This is a genomic window from Pseudomonas sp. S3E17 (genome assembly GCF_024168685.1).
GTDB classification, from domain to species: domain Bacteria; phylum Pseudomonadota; class Gammaproteobacteria; order Pseudomonadales; family Pseudomonadaceae; genus Aquipseudomonas; species Aquipseudomonas marginalis.
Window position 1 is genome coordinate 4,000,024 of the sequence record NZ_JALJWE010000001.1, and the last position, 18,371, is coordinate 4,018,394.

The 18,371-nt window shown below is 59.5% G+C and carries 17 protein-coding genes; 7 read left to right on the forward strand and 10 right to left on the reverse strand.

Annotated features, from left to right (window positions below):
• The first annotated feature begins 27 nt into the window (after positions 1-27).
• Genes J3D60_RS17925 through J3D60_RS17940 form a run of 4 tightly spaced genes read left to right on the forward strand, consistent with a single transcriptional unit; the run spans position 28 to position 3,932 of the window.
• Positions 28-954 (forward strand): DUF72 domain-containing protein, encoded by a 927-nt coding sequence (locus J3D60_RS17925; RefSeq protein WP_253492234.1) that lies wholly within the window; start codon positions 28-30, stop codon positions 952-954.
• Positions 951-1,727, forward strand: coding sequence for an endonuclease/exonuclease/phosphatase family protein (locus J3D60_RS17930; RefSeq protein ID WP_027605176.1), 777 nt, complete (start codon positions 951-953; stop codon positions 1,725-1,727). The genes J3D60_RS17925 and J3D60_RS17930 overlap by 4 nt, the downstream gene beginning before the upstream one ends.
• Complete coding sequence (clsB, locus tag J3D60_RS17935) at positions 1,724-2,986, forward strand: cardiolipin synthase ClsB (RefSeq protein ID WP_253492236.1); 1,263 nt, start codon at positions 1,724-1,726, stop codon at positions 2,984-2,986. Before J3D60_RS17930 ends, clsB begins: the two co-directional genes overlap by 4 nt.
• A complete protein-coding gene (locus J3D60_RS17940) occupies positions 2,976-3,932 on the forward strand; it encodes a lysylphosphatidylglycerol synthase domain-containing protein (protein ID WP_065942256.1) in 957 nt (318 codons plus the stop codon). Before clsB ends, J3D60_RS17940 begins: the two co-directional genes overlap by 11 nt.
• A 5-nt stretch (positions 3,933-3,937) precedes the next feature.
• Here J3D60_RS17940 and J3D60_RS17945 read toward each other — a convergent pair whose 3' ends face one another.
• From J3D60_RS17945 to J3D60_RS17955, 3 genes are all read right to left on the reverse strand, one after another.
• A complete protein-coding gene (locus tag J3D60_RS17945) occupies positions 3,938-4,693 on the reverse strand; it encodes a S9 family peptidase (protein WP_027605173.1) in 756 nt (251 codons plus the stop codon).
• Positions 4,683-5,792, reverse strand: coding sequence for a DUF3182 family protein (locus J3D60_RS17950; protein WP_253492238.1), 1,110 nt, complete (start codon positions 5,790-5,792; stop codon positions 4,683-4,685). Before J3D60_RS17950 ends, J3D60_RS17945 begins: the two co-directional genes overlap by 11 nt.
• A 171-nt stretch (positions 5,793-5,963) precedes the next feature.
• Positions 5,964-6,923, reverse strand: a complete 960-nt coding sequence (locus J3D60_RS17955) for a GlxA family transcriptional regulator (RefSeq protein WP_253492240.1) — start codon at positions 6,921-6,923, stop codon at positions 5,964-5,966.
• A gap of 96 nt (positions 6,924-7,019) precedes the next feature.
• Here J3D60_RS17955 and J3D60_RS17960 point away from each other — a divergent pair, with 96 nt between their 5' ends.
• Positions 7,020-7,583 (forward strand): cysteine hydrolase family protein, encoded by a 564-nt coding sequence (locus J3D60_RS17960; RefSeq protein WP_253492243.1) that lies wholly within the window; start codon positions 7,020-7,022, stop codon positions 7,581-7,583.
• 21 nt (positions 7,584-7,604) lie between these two features.
• Here the strand turns inward: J3D60_RS17960 and tam are convergent, their stop codons facing one another.
• Positions 7,605-8,366 (reverse strand): trans-aconitate 2-methyltransferase, encoded by a 762-nt coding sequence (gene tam, locus J3D60_RS17965; protein ID WP_253492246.1) that lies wholly within the window; start codon positions 8,364-8,366, stop codon positions 7,605-7,607.
• Between the two features lie 343 nt (positions 8,367-8,709).
• Here tam and J3D60_RS17970 point away from each other — a divergent pair, with 343 nt between their 5' ends.
• Positions 8,710-9,534, forward strand: a complete 825-nt coding sequence (locus J3D60_RS17970) for an alpha/beta fold hydrolase (protein WP_065942261.1) — start codon at positions 8,710-8,712, stop codon at positions 9,532-9,534.
• 81 nt (positions 9,535-9,615) lie between these two features.
• Here J3D60_RS17970 and J3D60_RS17975 read toward each other — a convergent pair whose 3' ends face one another.
• Positions 9,616-10,131 (reverse strand): single-stranded DNA-binding protein, encoded by a 516-nt coding sequence (locus J3D60_RS17975; RefSeq protein ID WP_003232445.1) that lies wholly within the window; start codon positions 10,129-10,131, stop codon positions 9,616-9,618.
• A gap of 9 nt (positions 10,132-10,140) precedes the next feature.
• Complete coding sequence (locus J3D60_RS17980) at positions 10,141-11,535, reverse strand: MFS transporter (protein ID WP_015886131.1); 1,395 nt, start codon at positions 11,533-11,535, stop codon at positions 10,141-10,143.
• Between the two features lie 178 nt (positions 11,536-11,713).
• Between J3D60_RS17980 and uvrA the strand changes: the two genes are divergently transcribed.
• Complete coding sequence (uvrA, locus tag J3D60_RS17985) at positions 11,714-14,548, forward strand: excinuclease ABC subunit UvrA (RefSeq protein WP_253492249.1); 2,835 nt, start codon at positions 11,714-11,716, stop codon at positions 14,546-14,548.
• 63 nt (positions 14,549-14,611) lie between these two features.
• Here the strand turns inward: uvrA and bfr are convergent, their stop codons facing one another.
• The 4 genes from bfr to rpoA all read right to left on the reverse strand — a co-directional run bounded on the left by bfr (position 14,612) and on the right by rpoA (position 18,355).
• Complete coding sequence (gene bfr, locus J3D60_RS17990) at positions 14,612-15,076, reverse strand: bacterioferritin (protein WP_017525959.1); 465 nt, start codon at positions 15,074-15,076, stop codon at positions 14,612-14,614.
• 155 nt (positions 15,077-15,231) lie between these two features.
• The gene (locus tag J3D60_RS17995) at positions 15,232-16,680 is read right to left on the reverse strand and encodes a catalase (protein ID WP_253492251.1); all 1,449 of its coding nucleotides are present in this window, start codon (positions 16,678-16,680) and stop codon (positions 15,232-15,234) included.
• Positions 16,681-16,925: 245 nt separating this feature from the next.
• Entirely contained in the window at positions 16,926-17,312 is a 387-nt protein-coding gene (rplQ, locus tag J3D60_RS18000; protein WP_003176402.1) for a 50S ribosomal protein L17, read from the reverse strand.
• Positions 17,313-17,353: 41 nt separating this feature from the next.
• On the reverse strand, positions 17,354-18,355 hold the full coding sequence (gene rpoA / locus J3D60_RS18005; RefSeq protein ID WP_003176403.1) for a DNA-directed RNA polymerase subunit alpha: 1,002 nt from the start codon (positions 18,353-18,355) through the stop codon (positions 17,354-17,356).
• Between the last annotated feature and the right edge of the window lie 16 nt (positions 18,356-18,371).

Sequence of the window (18,371 nt, forward strand, 5' to 3'; positions counted from 1 at the left end):
AATCGACCCACATCGACGGGAGTAACCATGGCGGCGATTCATATCGGCATTTCCGGCTGGCGCTACACGCCTTGGCGGGGGGATTTCTACCCCGAGGGGCTGACCCAGAAACGCGAGCTGCAGTTTGCGTCACGCGCCGTCAACAGCATCGAGATCAACGGTTCGTTCTACGCGCTGCAAACTCCCAAGCGTTACGCCGAGTGGTATGCCCAGACGCCTGAAGACTTCATGTTCAGTGTCAAGGCACCGCGCTACATCACGCATATCCTGCGCCTGCAGGATGTGCACAAGCCGATGGCGAACTTCTTCGCCTCCGGAGTGCTGGAGCTGAAAGACAAACTCGGCCCGATCCTGTGGCAGTTTCCGCCCAGCTTTAAATTCGATCCGCTGCTGTTCGAAGCCTTCCTCGCCGAATTGCCCACCGACACCCGGCAGGCCGCCACCCTCGCCCACCAGCATGAGCCGCGCCTGAACGGCAAGGCCAGCCAGCAGGCCCACGGCAAGCGCGCCCTGCGCCACGCGGTGGAGATTCGTCATAACAGTTTTGCGGTGCCGGAGTTCGTGCAGATGCTGGAAAAGCACGGCGTGGCGCTGGTGGTGGCAGACACCGCCGGCAAGTGGCCGTATCTCGAAGATGTTACCGCCAACTTCATGTACTTGCGTTTGCACGGCGACAAGCAGCTGTACGCCAGCGGTTATACCGATGAAGCCCTCAAGCGCTGGGGCGATCACATCGAACGTTGGGCCCACGGCAAGCAACCGGCCGATGCGCACCTGGCCGCCCCACAGCACAAACCGCGCGCCCGCAAACAGCGGGATGTGTTTTGCTTTTTCGACAATGACATCAAAGTGCGTGCGCCCTTCGATGCACGCCACTTGCTGCAGCGTTTCGGGCTGGACAGGCAGCTTTGCACCGAACCCGGCAAGTTGCCTGAACCGGGGGTGTTGCCATGACACATCCGGAATGGGTCCCCATTACGCCCACCGTCGCCATCACCCACTTCACGGTGCTGACGGTCAATATCCACAAGGGCTTCACCGCCTTGAACCGGCGTTTCATCCTGCCGGAACTGCGCGAAGCAGTACGCAGTGTGGGCGCTGATATGGTGTTCCTGCAGGAAATCCACGGCACCCACGAGCGCCACCCCCAGCGCTACAGCGACTGGCCGAACATGCCGCAGTACGAGTTCCTCGCCGACAGCATCTGGCCGCAGTTCGCCTACGGGCGCAACGCGGTCTACCCCCATGGCGACCATGGCAATGCGTTGCTGTCGAAATTCCAGATCGTGCGCTACGACAACCTCGATATCTCCCAAAGCGGCCATGAAAACCGTGGCCTGTTGCATTGCGTGCTGCGCTTGCCTGGCACCGGACAGGAAGTGCATGCGATCTGCATCCACCTGGGCTTGCGCGAGGTGCATCGCCAGCAGCAATTGCGCTTGTTGGAGCAGCGTATCAGCGAGATCCCGGCGGATGCGCCGTTGGTGGTTGCCGGCGATTTCAATGACTGGCGCCAACGCGCCGACCTCAGCCAGAGCGGCCTGCAGGAAGTCTTCATGCAGGCCCACGGCAAACTCGCACGCACCTTTCCCGCGCGCCTGCCGCTGCTGGCGCTGGACCGCATCTATGTGCGCAATCTAAAGATTCATAACCCCAAGGTGCTGACCACCCGCCCCTGGTCCCATCTGTCAGACCACGTGCCCCTGTCGGTGGAGATTGAACTATGAACATTGCCGTTGAGCACATTGCTACCGACCAGCCGCCGGATGAAGCCAAGGCCCGCGACGTCGATTACGGCTGGCAGCCTGACAACCGGCTCGAGTTGCTGGAGAACGGCGAGGCCTACTTTCCCAAAGTGTTCGACGCCTTGCGCCGGGCACAGCGGGAGATCCTGCTGGAGACCTTTATCCTCTTCGAAGACAAGGTCGGCCATGAGCTGCAACGCATCTTGATCGACGCGGCGCAGCGTGGGGTCAAGGTGGTGGTCAGCCTGGATGGCTTTGGCTGCGGCGAACTGAGCCCCGCTTTTCTCGGCGAATTGGCCCAGGCCGGGGTGGCCGTGCAGATGTTTGACCCGGCGTCCAAGACCCTGGGTATTCGCACCAACTGGTTTCGCCGCCTGCACCGCAAGATCGTGGTGGTGGATGCCGCCGTGGCGTTTATCGGCGGGATCAATTTTTCTGCCGATCACCTGGGGGATTTCGGCCCCGAGGCCAAGCAGGATTACGCGGTGCAGGTGATAGGCCCGGCGGTGGCCGACCTGCATCATTTCGCCCTCGCCCAAAGCGGCCGCCAGGTGCGCACACGGCGCGGTTGGCGACGGCGCCAGCAACGGCCATCGCCTTGGCCGACCGATACAGGCGACGGCCTGGTGCGCCTGATTTACCGCGACAATCTGCAGCACCGCGACGACATTGAAGAGGCCTACATCCATGCCTTGAGCAAAGCCCGGGAACGCGCGGTGATTGCCAATGCCTATTTCTTCCCCGGTTACCGCCTGCTGCGCGAGATCCGCAATGCGGCGCGCCGTGGCGTGAAGGTGCAATTGATCATGCAGGGCCAGCCCGATGTGCTGCTGGCCAAGCTGGCCGCGCGCATGCTCTACGACTACCTGCTCAAGGATGGCGTGGTGATTCATGAATATTGCCAGCGCCCGCTGCACGGCAAGGTTGCGCTGGTGGATGACGAGTGGAGCACCGTGGGTTCGAGCAACCTCGACCCGTTAAGCCTGTCGCTGAACCTGGAGGCCAACGTGCTGATTCGTGACCGGGCGTTCAATCAGCAACTGTACGAACGCCTGGACGTACTCGCCAAGGAGCATTGCCAGACCATGCCGGAAAACCGCAAGCCGCGCCTGTGGCTATGGCGATTGACCGTCGGTTTCCTGGTGTTCCATGTGATGCGCCACTTCCCCGCGCTGACCGGCTGGTTGCCGGCGCACAAGCCACGGTTGAAACCCTTCGAGGCTCGAACCCATGACATCTGAAGCCAACGGTTCCCGCTTCAAGCGCTGGAAGAAACCGCTGACCGTGGCGTTCTTCCTGTTGCTGATCGTGCTGTTCACCCTGCTCGCAAGGCGTATCGACTGGAGCGAAGTGTTCCAGACCCTGGGCGATTTCAAGCTGCGCACCCTGCTGATCGCGGGCACGCTGACGTTGTGCAGCTTTATCGTCTACGCCTGCTTCGACTTGATCGGCCGCACCTACATTCGCCAACCGCTGCGCTGGAAGCAGATCCTGCCGGTCGGGATCATCAGCTATGCGTTCAATCTGAACCTGAGTGCCTGGGTCGGCGGGATCGCCATGCGCTATCGGCTGTATTCGCGGCTGGGGGTGAGCACCGGCAATATCGCCAAGATTCTCGGGCTGAGCCTGGCGACCAATTGGTTCGGTTATATGGCATTGGCCGGGGTGGTGTTCAGCAGTGGCCTGGTGACCATGCCGCCGGGCTGGAAGCTCAGCAGCGGCGCCCTGCAGGGCGTGGGTGTGCTGTTGGTGCTGGCGAGCCTGGGCTATCTGGCGGCGTGCCAATTCTCGACAAAACGTGCATGGTCGATTCGCGGCATCGAGATCAACCTGCCGTCGCTGCGCATGGCCTGCCTGCAGTTGGCATTGGGCGCGTTGAACTGGTCGCTGATGGCGGCGGTGATTTTCACCTTGTTGCCCGCCAAGCTGGACTACCCGCTGGTGCTGGGCGTGCTGCTGATCAGCGCGATCGCCGGTGTCATCACCCATATCCCCGCCGGGCTCGGGGTACTGGAAGCGGTGTTTATCGCACTGCTGCAACATGAAGCGTCGCGGGGCAGTTTGCTGGCCGGACTGATCGCCTATCGCGCCATCTACTTTATCCTGCCGCTGCTGATCGCCCTGGTGATGTACCTCGGTGTCGAGGCCAAAGCCAAGGCACTACGGGTGAAGAAAACACCGGCATGACCGCGTTACTGGGACTGGATGATGCTCAACCGTTCCCCCACCACCATCTCGGTGATCCAGTCCACCAGGATCGAGGTGTAGGCCTGTTGTGACACTGGATCGCTCAGGGAGTGGTCGGCACCATCGATGATGCGGTGCGTCAGGGAGTGCGTGTGCTGGCACGCCGCGCGGTAGCTCATGATGGTGGCGTGGGGCACATGGTCGTCGGTTTCCGATTCGACAATCAGCACATCACCGGTAAATTGCGCGCAGGCCTGCAGCGCGCGGTTGGTTTCGGCGTGCACCAGGGTGCTGCGGTAATCCATCAGGTCGGCCTTATCGAGGTCACGCTTGGGCTTGAGCCATTCCTGGTCGCGGTACAGCGCCGGCACGCGCAGCGCCAGCCAGCGCACCGGGCGCAATGAGGTGAGAATCGCCGCCAGGTAGCCGCCATAGCTGGTGCCCACCACCGCCACCGCCGAGGTGTCGATGGCCGGGTGCGAGAGCAGTCGGTCGTAGGCCGCCAGCAGATCGCGCAGGTTGTCTTCACGGGTCACGCGGGACAACGGGATACCTGTGCCCGCGTGGCCTCGCAGATCGAACGTCAGGCACACACATCCCAGCCCGGCGATACCTTTGGCGCGCTCCAGGTCCCGCTCCTGGCTACCGCCCCAGCCGTGCACGAATAACACCCCCGGCACCTTCGATTTGGGGCTGAGGAACGTGCCGCTCATCTGTTCGTCGTCGATGTCGATCGCAATGCTTTCGCTTCTAGCCGTCATAAGATTTAACCGTCACGTACTTGAGAAGAAAGTCGCTGTTTTCCGCCGGGCCTCGGTACACCTCGATAGCATCCGCGGGCAGCGCCTGGTCCACGTAGGTTTCTACCGAAGACACCTGAATGGCCTTGAGGCCCGGGTGGTTGATAAAGCTCTGCAGCGCCGCGACTTCCGCGCTGCTGGCGCCACCCATGCGCCAGGATTGTTCAAGCACACCACTGCGCCGCTGGCCGTCGCTGTCCAGGCCCTGGGCGATATCGTAGTTGCGCCGGGACGCGTAGAAACCCGGGTAAGCCTCATCGGCGGCCGCGTCGAAGACCTGGGCTTGCTCGATGGCTTGGCGCACGTCGCCGGGCAGCTCGAGCTTGAGCAAATCGTCATAACCGCCAGGCACCACCAGCAGGTTGGAGCCACCGTAGACCTCCTCGCCCTGTCCGTCCTGGGTCAGGTATTGCTCGCCGCAGTAGCTGATGACGTGATCGCCGATAAAACTCTGGCCCACACTATGGGTGACCACATCGTGCAGGTCTTGTTCCAGCACCACGCCTTCGCTGAACATCCGGGCCGCTTCGGGGCGCGCCAGCACGACCTCGAACTCATCCAGGCTGTGGATAACTTCCTGGCCGCGCCCGGCGCAGGCATGCACCGGCTTCAGGCGGATCGGCCCGCTGTAGAGCAGGCGTTTGGCGGCTTCCCGTGCATCGTTGAGCGCAAATACGCTCAGGCCGTCCAGCACAACGTCGCGCACGCGCTCGCAGAACAACGGCGACCAGCCTTCGGGGGCTGCGGCGTCCGGGCCCAGCAGGCCGTGACTGATGGCTTTGGTGCCGATGAAGTCATGCTCCACATAACCGCCCCACAGGTCTTCGGGGCCCTTGATATCAAGGGCCCGCGCCTGCGCAGGGCCAATCAGTGTTTGCGTGGGAAGCAGGTAACGTTCACGGCCGGCGTGTTTACGTGGATCGTAATCACCGCCGTACTTGAGCCCGAGGATTTGCGCCAGCCAGCGCGCAAGGGCTCGGTTGGTTTCGACTTCATGCCGGGGAGCGCCTTCTCGCGTGGAGTGAGCGACTACCCATTTCTTGCGTTGAGTCGGGGTCATGCATCCCCCTTGGCCATCCCGCCATGTGTGTGGGTGGAAGGTTGCAGGGATCAGGCCAAGGCAGGTTCAAAAGTGAGGGGTTTGAAATCAATCACTTGCGCAAAAAGCGATAGCAGTTGGCCTGTATTATTCTGCACGACACCCCCTTGACCGTGGGGCGTTCTGCACGATTCACACGCCAAAACGGCTGCGGTAATCACTGGGTGCCAAACCGGTGATCTTCTTGAAGGTGGCGCGAAACGCACCAGGGTCCTGATACCCCACGGTCCAGGCGATGTGGTCGATGGTGGCGGTGGTGAACTCCAGCATTTGCCGCGCCTTGCCGACGCGCAAATGCTGGCAGTATTCGGTGGGTTTCAACCCCGTGGCACTGCGAAAACGCCGTAGGAACGTACGCTCTTCCAGCCCCGCCTCTTGCGCCATGGCGGCCACGGACACATCCACCGCGCCACTGGCTTGCAACCAATGCTGGACCTTGAGGATGGCCGCATCGCCATGGCTGAGGATCGGCGCAAAGTTGCTGCCGCACTGGCTGGCACTGTCGCTGTGCTCGATCACCAGGAAACGCGCAGTAGCGGCGGCGACGCTGGGGCCCATCAGGCGGTCGACCAGGCGCAGGCCCAGTTCGGACCAGGCCATCAGCCCGGCGGTGGTGATCAGGTCGCCGTCATCGACGATCGGTTTATCCGCCTCAAGGCGTACGGCCGGATAACGGGTCGCGAAGGATTTGGCTGAGGACCAATGGGTGGTGGCGCTGCGCCCGTCCAACAGACCGCTGCGCGCCAGCAGGATCGAACCGATGCACACGCCACCGAGCACGGTGCCCGCAGCGTGTTGCTGGCGAATCCACTCGAGCAGTGCGGGCGGCGCCTGGTCTTCGGTGAACTCGCCGATTGAAGGCGGCACCAGCACCGCCATCATCGGTTGCTCAGGCCCTGGGTGGCTGTCGAATACCCGCGTGGGTGTGCCATCGCCATCCATCTGCCAGTGGCTCACCCGCAGCAACGGCAGCTGTGCGGATTGATGCTCGGCGGCGATCCGGTTGGCGACACCGAACAGATCGGTCAGCCCATGCACCGCTGCCAACTGCGCACCGTGGTAGATCAACACGCCCAGCTCAACAACCGCCATTGTCAGTTTTCCCCCTGTTATTGTCGGTGCAGCCAATCCCCCGCTGCGGCGCCAGCTAACATACTGGCCCCATCAACCCATCACGAGGCAATACCCATGGCCAAGCAAGCGCTCATCCTAATCGATATCCAGAACGACTACTTCCCTCAAGGCAAGTGGCCGCTCGATGGCGTGGAAGCTGCCGCGGACAAGGCTGCGCAGGTGCTCCAGGCGTTTCGCCAGAACGGGGATGCAGTGATTCATGTGCGCCATGAGTTCACATCCGAGGATGCACCGTTTTTCACGCCGAACTCTGAGGGTGCCTATTTGCACCCCAAGGTGCTGAACGAGGGCAGCGAGCCGGTGGTGCTTAAACATTTCGTGAATGCGTTCCGCGAAACCCCTCTACGCGCCCTGCTGGAGCAGCGCAGCATCACCGAACTGGTGGTGGTCGGCAGCATGAGCCATATGTGCATCGATGCGGTGGTGCGGGCCGCAGCGGACCTGGGCTACAAGGTCACGGTGATTCATGACGCGTGCGCCACCCGCGACCTGGAATTCAACGGGCAGGTGATTCCGGCGGCGCAGGTGCATAGCGCGTATATGGCGTCGTTGGCATTTGGCTACGCGGGCGTAGTGTCGGCGGATGAGTATTTGAAGGCGCAAGCAGCAGCGGCGTAAGCGCTGCTTGCTTCTGTGCCGTCAGCGGGTCGCGATGATAAAGAGGCGCGGGAAGGGCAGTAATACGGTGCCATCACCTAGTGCTGGATAAGCCTGTGTAATCCGCGCCTGGTATTCCTGTAGGAAGGCGGCTTTTTCGCTATCGCTCAGTGGCGCAAGAAAGGGTCGCAAGCCCGAGCCCTTGAACCACTCCACCACAGCGGCATGATCCGCCAGCGGGTGCTGGTACGTGGTGTGCCACACATCCACGGTACTGCAGTGTTGGCTCAGCAACTCGTAGTAGTAGCTCACCGAGTGGCGCTCATTGTGTTGGAACGCGCCGATCTTTGCCGCCCATGGGCCATCTGCCGCCACTTCGCGCGCCAGCCGGTGGGCGGGTTCATTGAGGTTGTCCGGGGTTTGTACGGCGAGCGTGCCGCCAGGCGCCAGCTGGTCGACCAGATGCGGATAGAGCGTGGAATGGTTTGGCAGCCATTGCAGCGAGGCGTTGGCGAGGATCACGTCGAATGTCTGCGACGGACTCCAGGCACCGATGTCCGCCAGCTCAAAGTTCAGCGCGGGCAGGCGTTTGCGGGCGTCGACCAGCATATCGTCGGAACTGTCCAGGCCAGTGACCTGCGCCTCTGGGAAACGCTCGGCCAATACTTGCGTGGAATTGCCGGGACCGCACCCCAGATCGACAGCAGTGCGCACATCGACATTGGGAATGGCCGCGACCAGATCACGCACAGGGCGCGTGCGCTGTCGTTCGAACATCGTGTACTGCTTGGCGGACCAGGTCATCACAGATTTCCTTCTTTTGAGAGGTTGGCCACAGCCTAAATCTTGTTAGTCATGAGAACAAATTCCAGGATTGCTGGCCTTCCCTGCCTGGAAAGTGTGGGGCACGAGAAACCTGCCATGGCGTCGACCACTATGCCCCTCAGTGGCGTTTAACTGTTGCAGGACGACCATCCGAAGACGGTTTTTTCCCGCAGTGCCGCTCGAAAAACCGAGCTAAACTCATTTTTGCCCCGTGCAGACTCGGCATCAAGGGGGCGTTAATGAAAATGCCAGCGTAGTGTCCACGGACGATTTTTCTGGCCATCACCAGCCAAATTCATCCGCATGTCCATGGAGCTATGCCATGTCTTATCTGAAAACTCGCGAAGGCAATGATCTTTATTACAAGGACTGGGGCAGCGGTCAGCCCGTTGTGTTCTGTCACGGGTGGCCACTGAGCAGCGACAGCTGGGAGTCGCAGATGCTGCATTTCGCCAATAACGGTTTTCGCGCCATTGCGCATGATCGCCGTGGGCATGGCCGTTCAAGCCAGCCCTGGGACGGCAACGACATGGACCATTACGCAGATGATTTGGCGGAGCTGATCGAACACCTGGATCTGACAGAGGTGATCCTTTTCGGATTTTCTACCGGCGGCGGCGAAGTCGCGCGGTATATCGCTCGCCATGGCACTGCGCGCGTGGCCAAGGCGGGTTTGATTTGCGCCGTTACGCCACTGATGCTCAAAACCGTCAGCAACCCCCAAGGGACACCCATTGAAGTTTTCGACGGCATGCGAGCCGACTCCATCGCCAACCGCTCGCAGCTCTACCTTGATCTGGCCAGCGGCCCATTTTTCGGATTCAACCGGGAGGGCGTCGAACCCTCTCAGGGCTTGATCAATTCATTCTGGATGCAGGGTGTCATGGGGGGGCATAAAAATACTTTTGATAGCATCAAAGCGTTTTCGGAAACCGACTTCCGAGAGGACTTGAAGCACTTCAATATGCCCACGCTCATCATCCACGGCAGCGACGATCAAATCGTGCCGATACAGGCTTCTGCGTTGCAGACTAACTTCTTGATCCCGCACTCCGAACTGCTGATCTACTCGCGCGCGCCTCATGGTTTGACGGACACTCACAAGCAGCGAGTCAACACAGATATGCTGGCCTTCGCCCTGCGTTAGGCGCCGTCAATACAAAAAAACCGCGCGGCCTTGTCGGCAGCGCGGTTTTTTTCAGCTTGCAGCGAATAGCTTTGGCACGGCTCAGAACGGGATATCGTCATCAAAGCTGTCGAAATCTGGAGCTGGCTGCGGCGCGGCCTGTTGTGGCGCTGGGCGCGACTCACGCTGTGGCTGCTGGCTTGGCTGTGGACGCGACTGCTGTGGGCGCGGTGCCGAGTTGGACATGCCACCCTGGCCTTGTTGGTCGCCCTGTGGACGGCCGCCCAGCAGTTGCATGGTGCCTTGCATGTCGACCACGATTTCAGTGGTGTAACGTTTGATGCCGTCTTTTTCCCACTCGCGGGTTTGCAGCTTGCCTTCGATGTAGACCTGCGAACCTTTGCGCAGGTACTCACCGGCGATCTCTGCCACCTTGCCGAACATCGACACACGGTGCCACTCGGTTTTCTCGACCTTCTGGCCGGTTTGCTTGTCGGTCCACTGTTCGCTGGTCGCCAGACTCAGGTTGGTCACGGCGTTACCGTTAGGCAAGTAGCGAACTTCGGGATCCTGGCCGCATGTACCGACCAATATGACTTTGTTAACCCCACGGGCCATAACGTTCTCCTATGCTGGGCGCGCTGTCGGCACTGGGTTGACCAGTTGCTCGAGCGTCGCGCGATCCAATAATTCGGTGTCCAATTTGATGTAAATGGCCGCCTCTTCCGCGACCACGACGGCATCCGTTACCCCTACGACGGCCTTCAGGCGCTCTACCAGGCCGCTTTCACGGATCGCCTCAGGCGATAGCGGCAAACGCAGACTTGTGACGTAGGGAGGTTCGCGCATGGTAACAGCAAAGGCCAACCAAAGTGCAGCCAGCCCGGCGCATCCGAGGAACACAACCGACAGACCGCCATGCTGGAACATCCAGCCGCCCATGATGCCGCCCAACGCCGAGCCCAGGAACTGGCTGGTGGAATACACCCCCATCGCCGTGCCTTTGCCACCGGCCGGTGAAACTTTACTGATCAGCGAAGGCAACGAAGCCTCCAGCAGGTTGAACGCGGTGAAGAACACCACCGTACCGATAACCAGCGCCCGTAGGCTGTCGCCGAACTGCCAGAAGAATAGTTCAGTGAGCATCAATGTCGCGACGGCGCCCAGCAAAACTCGTTTCATTTTGCGTTTCTTCTCGCCATAGATGATGAACGGGATCATGGCGAAGAACGAAATCAGCAGTGCGGTGAGGTAGACCCACCAGTGCTGTTCCTTGGGCAGCCCGGCTTTTTCCACAAGCGCCAGGGGCAAGGCGACGAAGCTGCACATCAGCATTGCGTGTAATACAAAGATACCTAAATCCAGGCGCAACAGATCCGGGTGCTTGAGCGTCGGCAACAGTGCCTTGCGTGCGACGCCCGACTCACGGTGCTGCAACGTACCAGTGGAGCGCGGCACCATAAAGGCCACGATCACGATCCCGAACAACGCCATGCCGCCGGTGGCAAGGAACAGGCCGTGCAAGCCAAAGGCACGCGTCAGCAACGGGCCCACGACCATGGCCACGGCGAACGACAGACCGATGGTCATGCCGATCATGGCCATGGCCTTGGTGCGGTGTTGCTCACGGGTCAGGTCGGACAGCAGCGCCATGACGGCAGCGGAAATCGCCCCGGCACCTTGCAGGATGCGTCCGGCGATCACGCCCCAGATCGAATCGGATTGTGCCGCGAGCACGCTGCCGAGGGCGAAGACAATCAGCCCGAGGTAAATCACCGGGCGCCGGCCAATGCGGTCGGAAATGATTCCGAACGGGATCTGAAAAATCGCCTGGGTCAGGCCATAGGCACCAATCGCCAGGCCGATCAGTGCGGGGGTCGCGCCTGCCAGATCCATTCCATAGGTCGCCAGTACCGGCAACACCATGAACATGCCAAGCATACGGAACGCGAACACCAGGGCCAGACCGCTTGCTGCTCGGGTCTCGCCGCTACTCATGCGTTCGCTGTGGGGATCGTGCATGGAAAAACCTCGTGTGAACCGGCGGCGATTCTACCAGTCCCATCGATTGAGAGGGTATATGCGGCGCTTTGCCGCGCAGCTTTCATGTAAGGCTGCACCCGGCACTTTGACAGTGTATATTCATCCAGTCTTTAGCCGTATACTCCTGCATTATTTACGCCCGCCGTGCGAGGCCATCTTGGACAAGATCCTGATTCGTGGGGCTAGAACCCACAACCTGAAGAACATCGACCTGACCCTGCCCCGGGACAAACTGATCGTCATCACCGGCTTGTCCGGCTCCGGCAAATCGTCCCTGGCGTTCGACACGCTGTATGCCGAAGGTCAGCGTCGCTATGTGGAATCGCTGTCGGCCTATGCCCGGCAGTTCCTGTCGATGATGGAAAAGCCCGACGTCGACACCATTGAAGGCCTGTCGCCGGCGATTTCCATCGAGCAGAAGTCGACCTCCCATAACCCACGCTCCACCGTGGGCACCATCACCGAAATCTACGACTACCTGCGCCTGCTCTACGCGCGGGTGGGTATCCCCCGCTGCCCGGACCACGACATTCCGCTGGAAGCCCAGACCGTCAGCCAGATGGTCGACCTGGTGCTGGCCCAACCGGAAGGTGCCAAGCTGATGCTGCTGGCGCCGGTGATTCGCGAGCGCAAGGGCGAACATCTCTCTGTATTCGAAGAGCTGCGTGCTCAAGGTTTCGTACGTGCGCGTATCAACGGCAAGCTGTATGAGCTGGACGAAGCGCCGAAACTCGACAAGCAGAAGAAGCACTCTATTGATGTAGTGGTCGATCGCTTCAAGGTGCGGTCCGACCTGCAGCAGCGTCTGGCGGAATCGTTCGAGACCGCGTTGAAGCTGGCGGATGGCATTGCCCTGGTGGCGCCGATGGATGACGAGCCGGGTGAAGAGATCATCTTCTCCGCGCGCTTTGCCTGCCCGATCTGTGGCCACGCCATCAGCGAGCTGGAGCCCAAGCTGTTCTCCTTCAACAACCCGGCCGGTGCCTGCCCGACCTGCGATGGCCTGGGCGTGAAGCAATTCTTCGACATCAAGCGCCTGGTCAACGGCGACCTGACATTGGCGGAGGGCGCGATACGCGGCTGGGACAGGCGTAACGTCTACTACTTCCAGATGCTCGGGTCGTTGGCGTCCCATTACAAGTTCAGCCTTGAAGTACCTTTCAACCAACTGCCGGCAGACCAGCAGAAAGTCATCCTCAATGGCAGCGGCTCGCAGAACGTCGACTTCAAGTACCTGAATGACCGTGGCGACATCGTCAAGCGCTCCCACCCGTTCGAAGGCATCGTGCCGAACCTGGAGCGGCGCTACCGCGAGACTGAATCGGCGAGTGTGCGCGAGGAACTGGCGAAATTCCTCAGCACCCAACCTTGCCCGGATTGCCGGGGCACTCGCCTGCGTCGTGAGGCGCGGCATGTATGGGTGGGTGAGAAGACGCTGCCGGCGGTGACCAACCTGCCGATCGGCGATGCCTGTGAATACTTTGGTGTACTGAAGCTCACCGGGCGCCGTGGGGAAATTGCCGACAAGATCCTCAAGGAGATCCGCGAGCGCCTGCAGTTCCTGGTTAACGTTGGCCTGGACTATCTGTCGCTGGATCGCAGCGCGGACACGTTGTCCGGTGGTGAGGCGCAGCGAATTCGCCTGGCCAGCCAGATTGGTGCCGGCCTGGTGGGAGTGTTGTATATCCTCGATGAACCGTCGATTGGCTTGCACCAGCGGGATAACGATCGTCTGCTGGGCACGCTGAAACATCTGCGGGATATCGGCAATACGGTGATCGTGGTCGAGCACGATGAAGATGCGATTCGCCTGGCGGACTATGTGGTCGATATTGGCCCAGGCGCCGGCGTGCATGGAGGACATATTGTCGCCGAGGGCACGCCTGCCGAGGTAATGGCACATCCCGACTCGTTGACCGGCAAGTACCTGTCCGGTCGCGTGAAGATCGCAGTGCCAACCAAGCGTACACCGCGCAACAAGAAGATGGCGTTGCACCTCAAGGGCGCGCGCGGCAACAATTTGCGCAATGTTGACCTGGAAATCCCACTGGGCCTGCTGACCTGCGTGACCGGTGTTTCCGGCTCAGGCAAGTCGACGCTGATCAACAACACGCTGTTCCCCTTGAGTGCCACCGCCTTGAACGGCGCCACCACCCTGGAAGCCGCCGCGCACGACAGCATCAAGGGCCTGGAACACCTGGACAAGGTGGTCGATATCGACCAAAGCCCGATTGGCCGCACACCGCGCTCCAACCCCGCGACCTACACCGGGCTGTTCACGCCTATTCGTGAGCTGTTTGCTGGCGTGCCGGAATCCCGTTCACGGGGCTACGGGCCAGGCCGCTTCTCGTTCAACGTCAAGGGCGGTCGCTGTGAAGCGTGCCAGGGCGATGGCCTGATCAAGGTGGAGATGCACTTCCTGCCGGACATCTACGTGCCGTGCGATGTATGCAAGAGCAAGCGCTACAACCGTGAAACCCTGGAAATCAAGTACAAGGGCAAGAACATCCACGAGACCCTGGAGATGACCATCGAGGAAGCGCGGGTGTTCTTTGATGCGGTTCCGGCGCTTGCGCGCAAGCTGCAGACGCTGATGGATGTGGGTCTGTCGTATATCAAGCTGGGGCAGTCGGCGACCACGCTGTCCGGTGGTGAGGCGCAGCGGGTTAAGCTGTCTCGCGAGCTGTCCAAACGCGATACGGGCAAGACCTTGTATATCCTGGACGAACCGACAACTGGCTTGCACTTTGCGGATATTCAGCAATTGCTGGATGTGTTGCACCGCTTGCGTGATCACGGCAACACCGTGGTGGTGATCGAGCACAACCTGGATGTGATCAAGACGGCCGACTGGCTGGTGGATTTAGGGCCGGAAGGCGGATCCAAGGGCGGCCAGATCATTGCGGTGGGTACGCCGGAGCAGGTCTCCGAGATGCCGCAATCGCATACGGGTTACTACTTGAAACCATTGCTGGCGCGCGATCGGGCCTGATTTATCAGGCTCAATAAAAAGCCCCTGTCACTGCTGAAGTGACAGGGGCTTTTTTGTAGGAAATCAGAACTGCGATTGCAGGTAGTTTTCCAGGCCAATCAGCTTGATCAAGCCCAACTGCTTTTCCAGCCAGTAGGTGTGATCTTCTTCGGTATCGTTCAACTGCACACGCAGGATTTCCCGCGTGACGAAGTCGCTGTGCTGTTCACAGAGCTCGATGCCCTTGCAGAGAGCGGCACGCACCTTGTATTCAAGACGAAGATCGGCTGCAAGCATGTCAGGTACGCTGGTGCCCACATCCAGATCGTCGGGACGCATACGTGGCGTGCCTTCGAGCATCAGGATACGGCGCATCAGTGCATCGGCGTGCTGCGCCTCTTCTTCCATTTCGTGGTTGATACGCTCGTAGAGCTCGGTAAAACCCCAGTCTTCGTACATGCGCGAGTGGATGAAATATTGATCACGAGCTGCCAGTTCGCCCGTCAGCAACGTGTTGAGGTAATCGATTACGTCGGGGTGACCTTGCATCGCCCTACATCTCCCTGCTTGAAAGTCTGTAGTTTGAACCATGCTGACTCGGAGGTCACGGGACTAACGGCAGAAAAGTGAAGATTTCCGCAGAAAAGTAGCTGAAATAACGCAAAAACCGCCCAAATGAGGGCGGTTCTGCTTATCGTTTAGAGTCAGTTCAGCGATACACCCAGTGCCTTTGCGATTGCGTCTCCATAAGCAGGATCTGCCTTATAGAAGTGCTGCAGTTGACGCTGGACCACATCACTGGAGACACCGCTCATTGCGCCGGCGATGTTATTGGTGAGCAGTGCTTTCTGCTCATCATTCATCAGGCGGAACAGCGCACCTGCGTGGCTGTAGTAGTCGGTATCTTCACGGTGATCGTAACGATCAGCCGCACCGCTCAAGGGCAATGCAGGCTCGGCGTACTGTGGCGCTTGCTTCGGAGCTTCGGCGTAGCTGTTCGGTTCGTAGTTCGGTGTCGCCCCACCATTGCTGCCAAACGCCATCGAGCCATCACGCTGGTAGCTGTTGACCGGACTGCGCGGAGCATTCACCGGCAATTGCTGGTGGTTGGTACCCACACGGTAGCGGTGAGCATCTGCGTAAGCGAAAACACGACCTTGGAGCATACGGTCTGGCGACAGGCCAACGCCTGGAACCATGTTGCTTGGGCCAAATGCAGCCTGCTCTACTTCAGCGAAGTAGTTCTGCGGGTTGCGGTTAAGTTCCAGCTCACCCACTTCAATCAACGGGAATTCTTTCTGCGACCAGGTTTTCGTCACATCAAACGGATTCTCGTAATGGGCGTTCGCCTGGGACTCGGTCATGATCTGGATGCAGACCCGCCATTTCGGGAAGTCACCACGCTCAATTGCACCAAACAGATCACGCTGGGCGTAATCAGGATCACTACCGGCCAGGCGGGCCGCTTCAGCCGGTGCCAGGTTCTTGATACCTTGCTTGGTTTTGTAGTGCCACTTCACCCAATGACGCTCGCCCTTGGCGTTGATCAGACTATAGGTGTGGCTGCCGAAGCCGTGCATGTGGCGATAGCCGTCAGGAATACCACGATCCGAAAACAGAATCGTAACTTGGTGCAGCGCTTCTGGGGAGTGGGACCAGAAGTCCCACATCATCTGCGCGCTTTTCAGATTGCTTTGCGGCAGGCGTTTCTGGGTGTGGATAAAGTCCGGGAATTTCAGGGGGTCACGGATGAAGAATACCGGCGTGTTGTTACCCACAATGTCCCAGTTGCCTTCTTCGGTGTAGAACTTCAAGGCGAAACCACGAGGATCACGCTCTGTGTCCGCTGACCCGCGCTCACCACCCACGGTTGAGAAACGCAGGAATGTAGGGGTTTGCTTACCAACAGACTCGAACAATTTGGCGCTGGTGTACTGCGTGATGTCCCGGGTAACCGTGAAAGTACCGTAAGCACCTGACCCCTTGGCGTGCACGCGACGCTCAGGGATATTTTCACGGTTAAAATGGGCAAGCTTCTCGATCAGGTGAAAATCGTCGAGCAGCAACGGACCACGGGGGCCGGCGGAACGGGAATTTTGATTGTCGGCAACGGGGGCACCGCTGGCGGTGGTAAGGATTTTATTCTGGCTCATGCTCAATTTTCCTCAGGTCAGACTTGGAACTGCCGGCTAATCGGCCTGGAGGAAGTATTGCCGATCAAGATGACACCATCAAATTCATTAAATCATGGCCTTTGATAGAGAATAACTAATCAACCACCAGCACAAATAATTGGGAGCTTAGGAAAGTCGGCAGCGACCTGAAAAATATAGATCGCTTTTGCTACGCCCACAAAAAACCGGGCACTGGGCCCGGTTCTTCGTTACAGCTTGTCGTCTTACTCGGCGCTTACAGCTTCGCCGGCAGTAGCACGATCAACCAACTCGACGTACGCCATAGGCGCGTTGTCGCCAGCGCGGAAACCGCACTTGAGGATGCGCAGGTAGCCACCCTCACGGGTAGCGTAACGCTTGCCCAGGTCGTTGAAGAGCTTACCAACGATAGCTTTCGAACGAGTACGGTCGAAAGCCAGACGGCGGTTAGCCAGGCTGTCTGTCTTGGCCAAAGTGATCAGCGGCTCAGCAACGCGACGCAGTTCTTTAGCTTTCGGCAGTGTAGTTTTGATCAGCTCGTGCTCGAACAGCGACACCGCCATGTTTTGAAACATGGCCTTGCGGTGCGAGCTGGTACGGCTCAGGTGACGACCACTTTTACGATGACGCATGGTTCATTCCTTACCAAACTCACGTTCGGTGATTACGACGATCAGGCAGTCGCCTTGTCGTCCTTCTTAAGACTTGCAGGCGGCCAGTTGTCGAGGCGCATGCCGAGGGACAGACCGCGGGAGGCCAGAACGTCCTTGATTTCAGTCAAGGATTTCTTGCCCAGGTTCGGAGTCTTCAACAGTTCTACTTCGGTACGCTGAATCAGGTCGCCGATGTAGTAAATGTTTTCCGCCTTAAGGCAGTTAGCCGAACGTACAGTCAGTTCCAGATCGTCAACCGGGCGAAGCAGGATCGGATCGATCTCGTCTTCCTGCTCGATTACCACTGGTTCACTGTCACCTTTGAGGTCGACGAACGCAGCCAACTGCTGTTGCAGAATGGTTGCAGCGCGGCGGATAGCCTCTTCAGGATCCAGAGTACCGTTGGTTTCCAGATCAATAACCAGCTTGTCCAGGTTAGTACGCTGCTCGACACGGGCGTTTTCCACCACGTATGCGATACGGCGAACCGGGCTGAACGAAGAGTCAAGCTGCAAGCGACCAATGCTGCGGCTTTCGTCTTCATCGCTCTGACGCGAGTCGGCCGGTTCATAACCACGACCACGAGCTACGGTGAGCTTCATGTTCAGGGCGCCGTTAGACGCCAGGTTAGCGATTACGTGATCGGGGTTAACGATCTCGACATCATGATCCAGCTGAATATCGGCAGCGGTAACCACCCCCGAACCCTTCTTCGACAAGGTCAGCGTAACTTCGTCACGGCCGTGCAGCTTGATAGCCAGACCTTTAAGGTTCAACAGGATTTCAATTACGTCTTCCTGTACACCTTCGATGGCGCTGTACTCGTGGAGCACACCGTCAATCTCGGCCTCGACTACTGCACAGCCGGGCATTGAGGACAACAGGATGCGGCGCAGCGCGTTGCCCAGGGTGTGGCCAAAACCACGCTCGAGAGGCTCGAGAGTGATCTTGGCGCGGGTTGGACTGACAACCTGCACATCAATGTGGCGGGGTGTCAGGAACTCATTTACCGAAATCTGCATGGATGCACCTATTTTC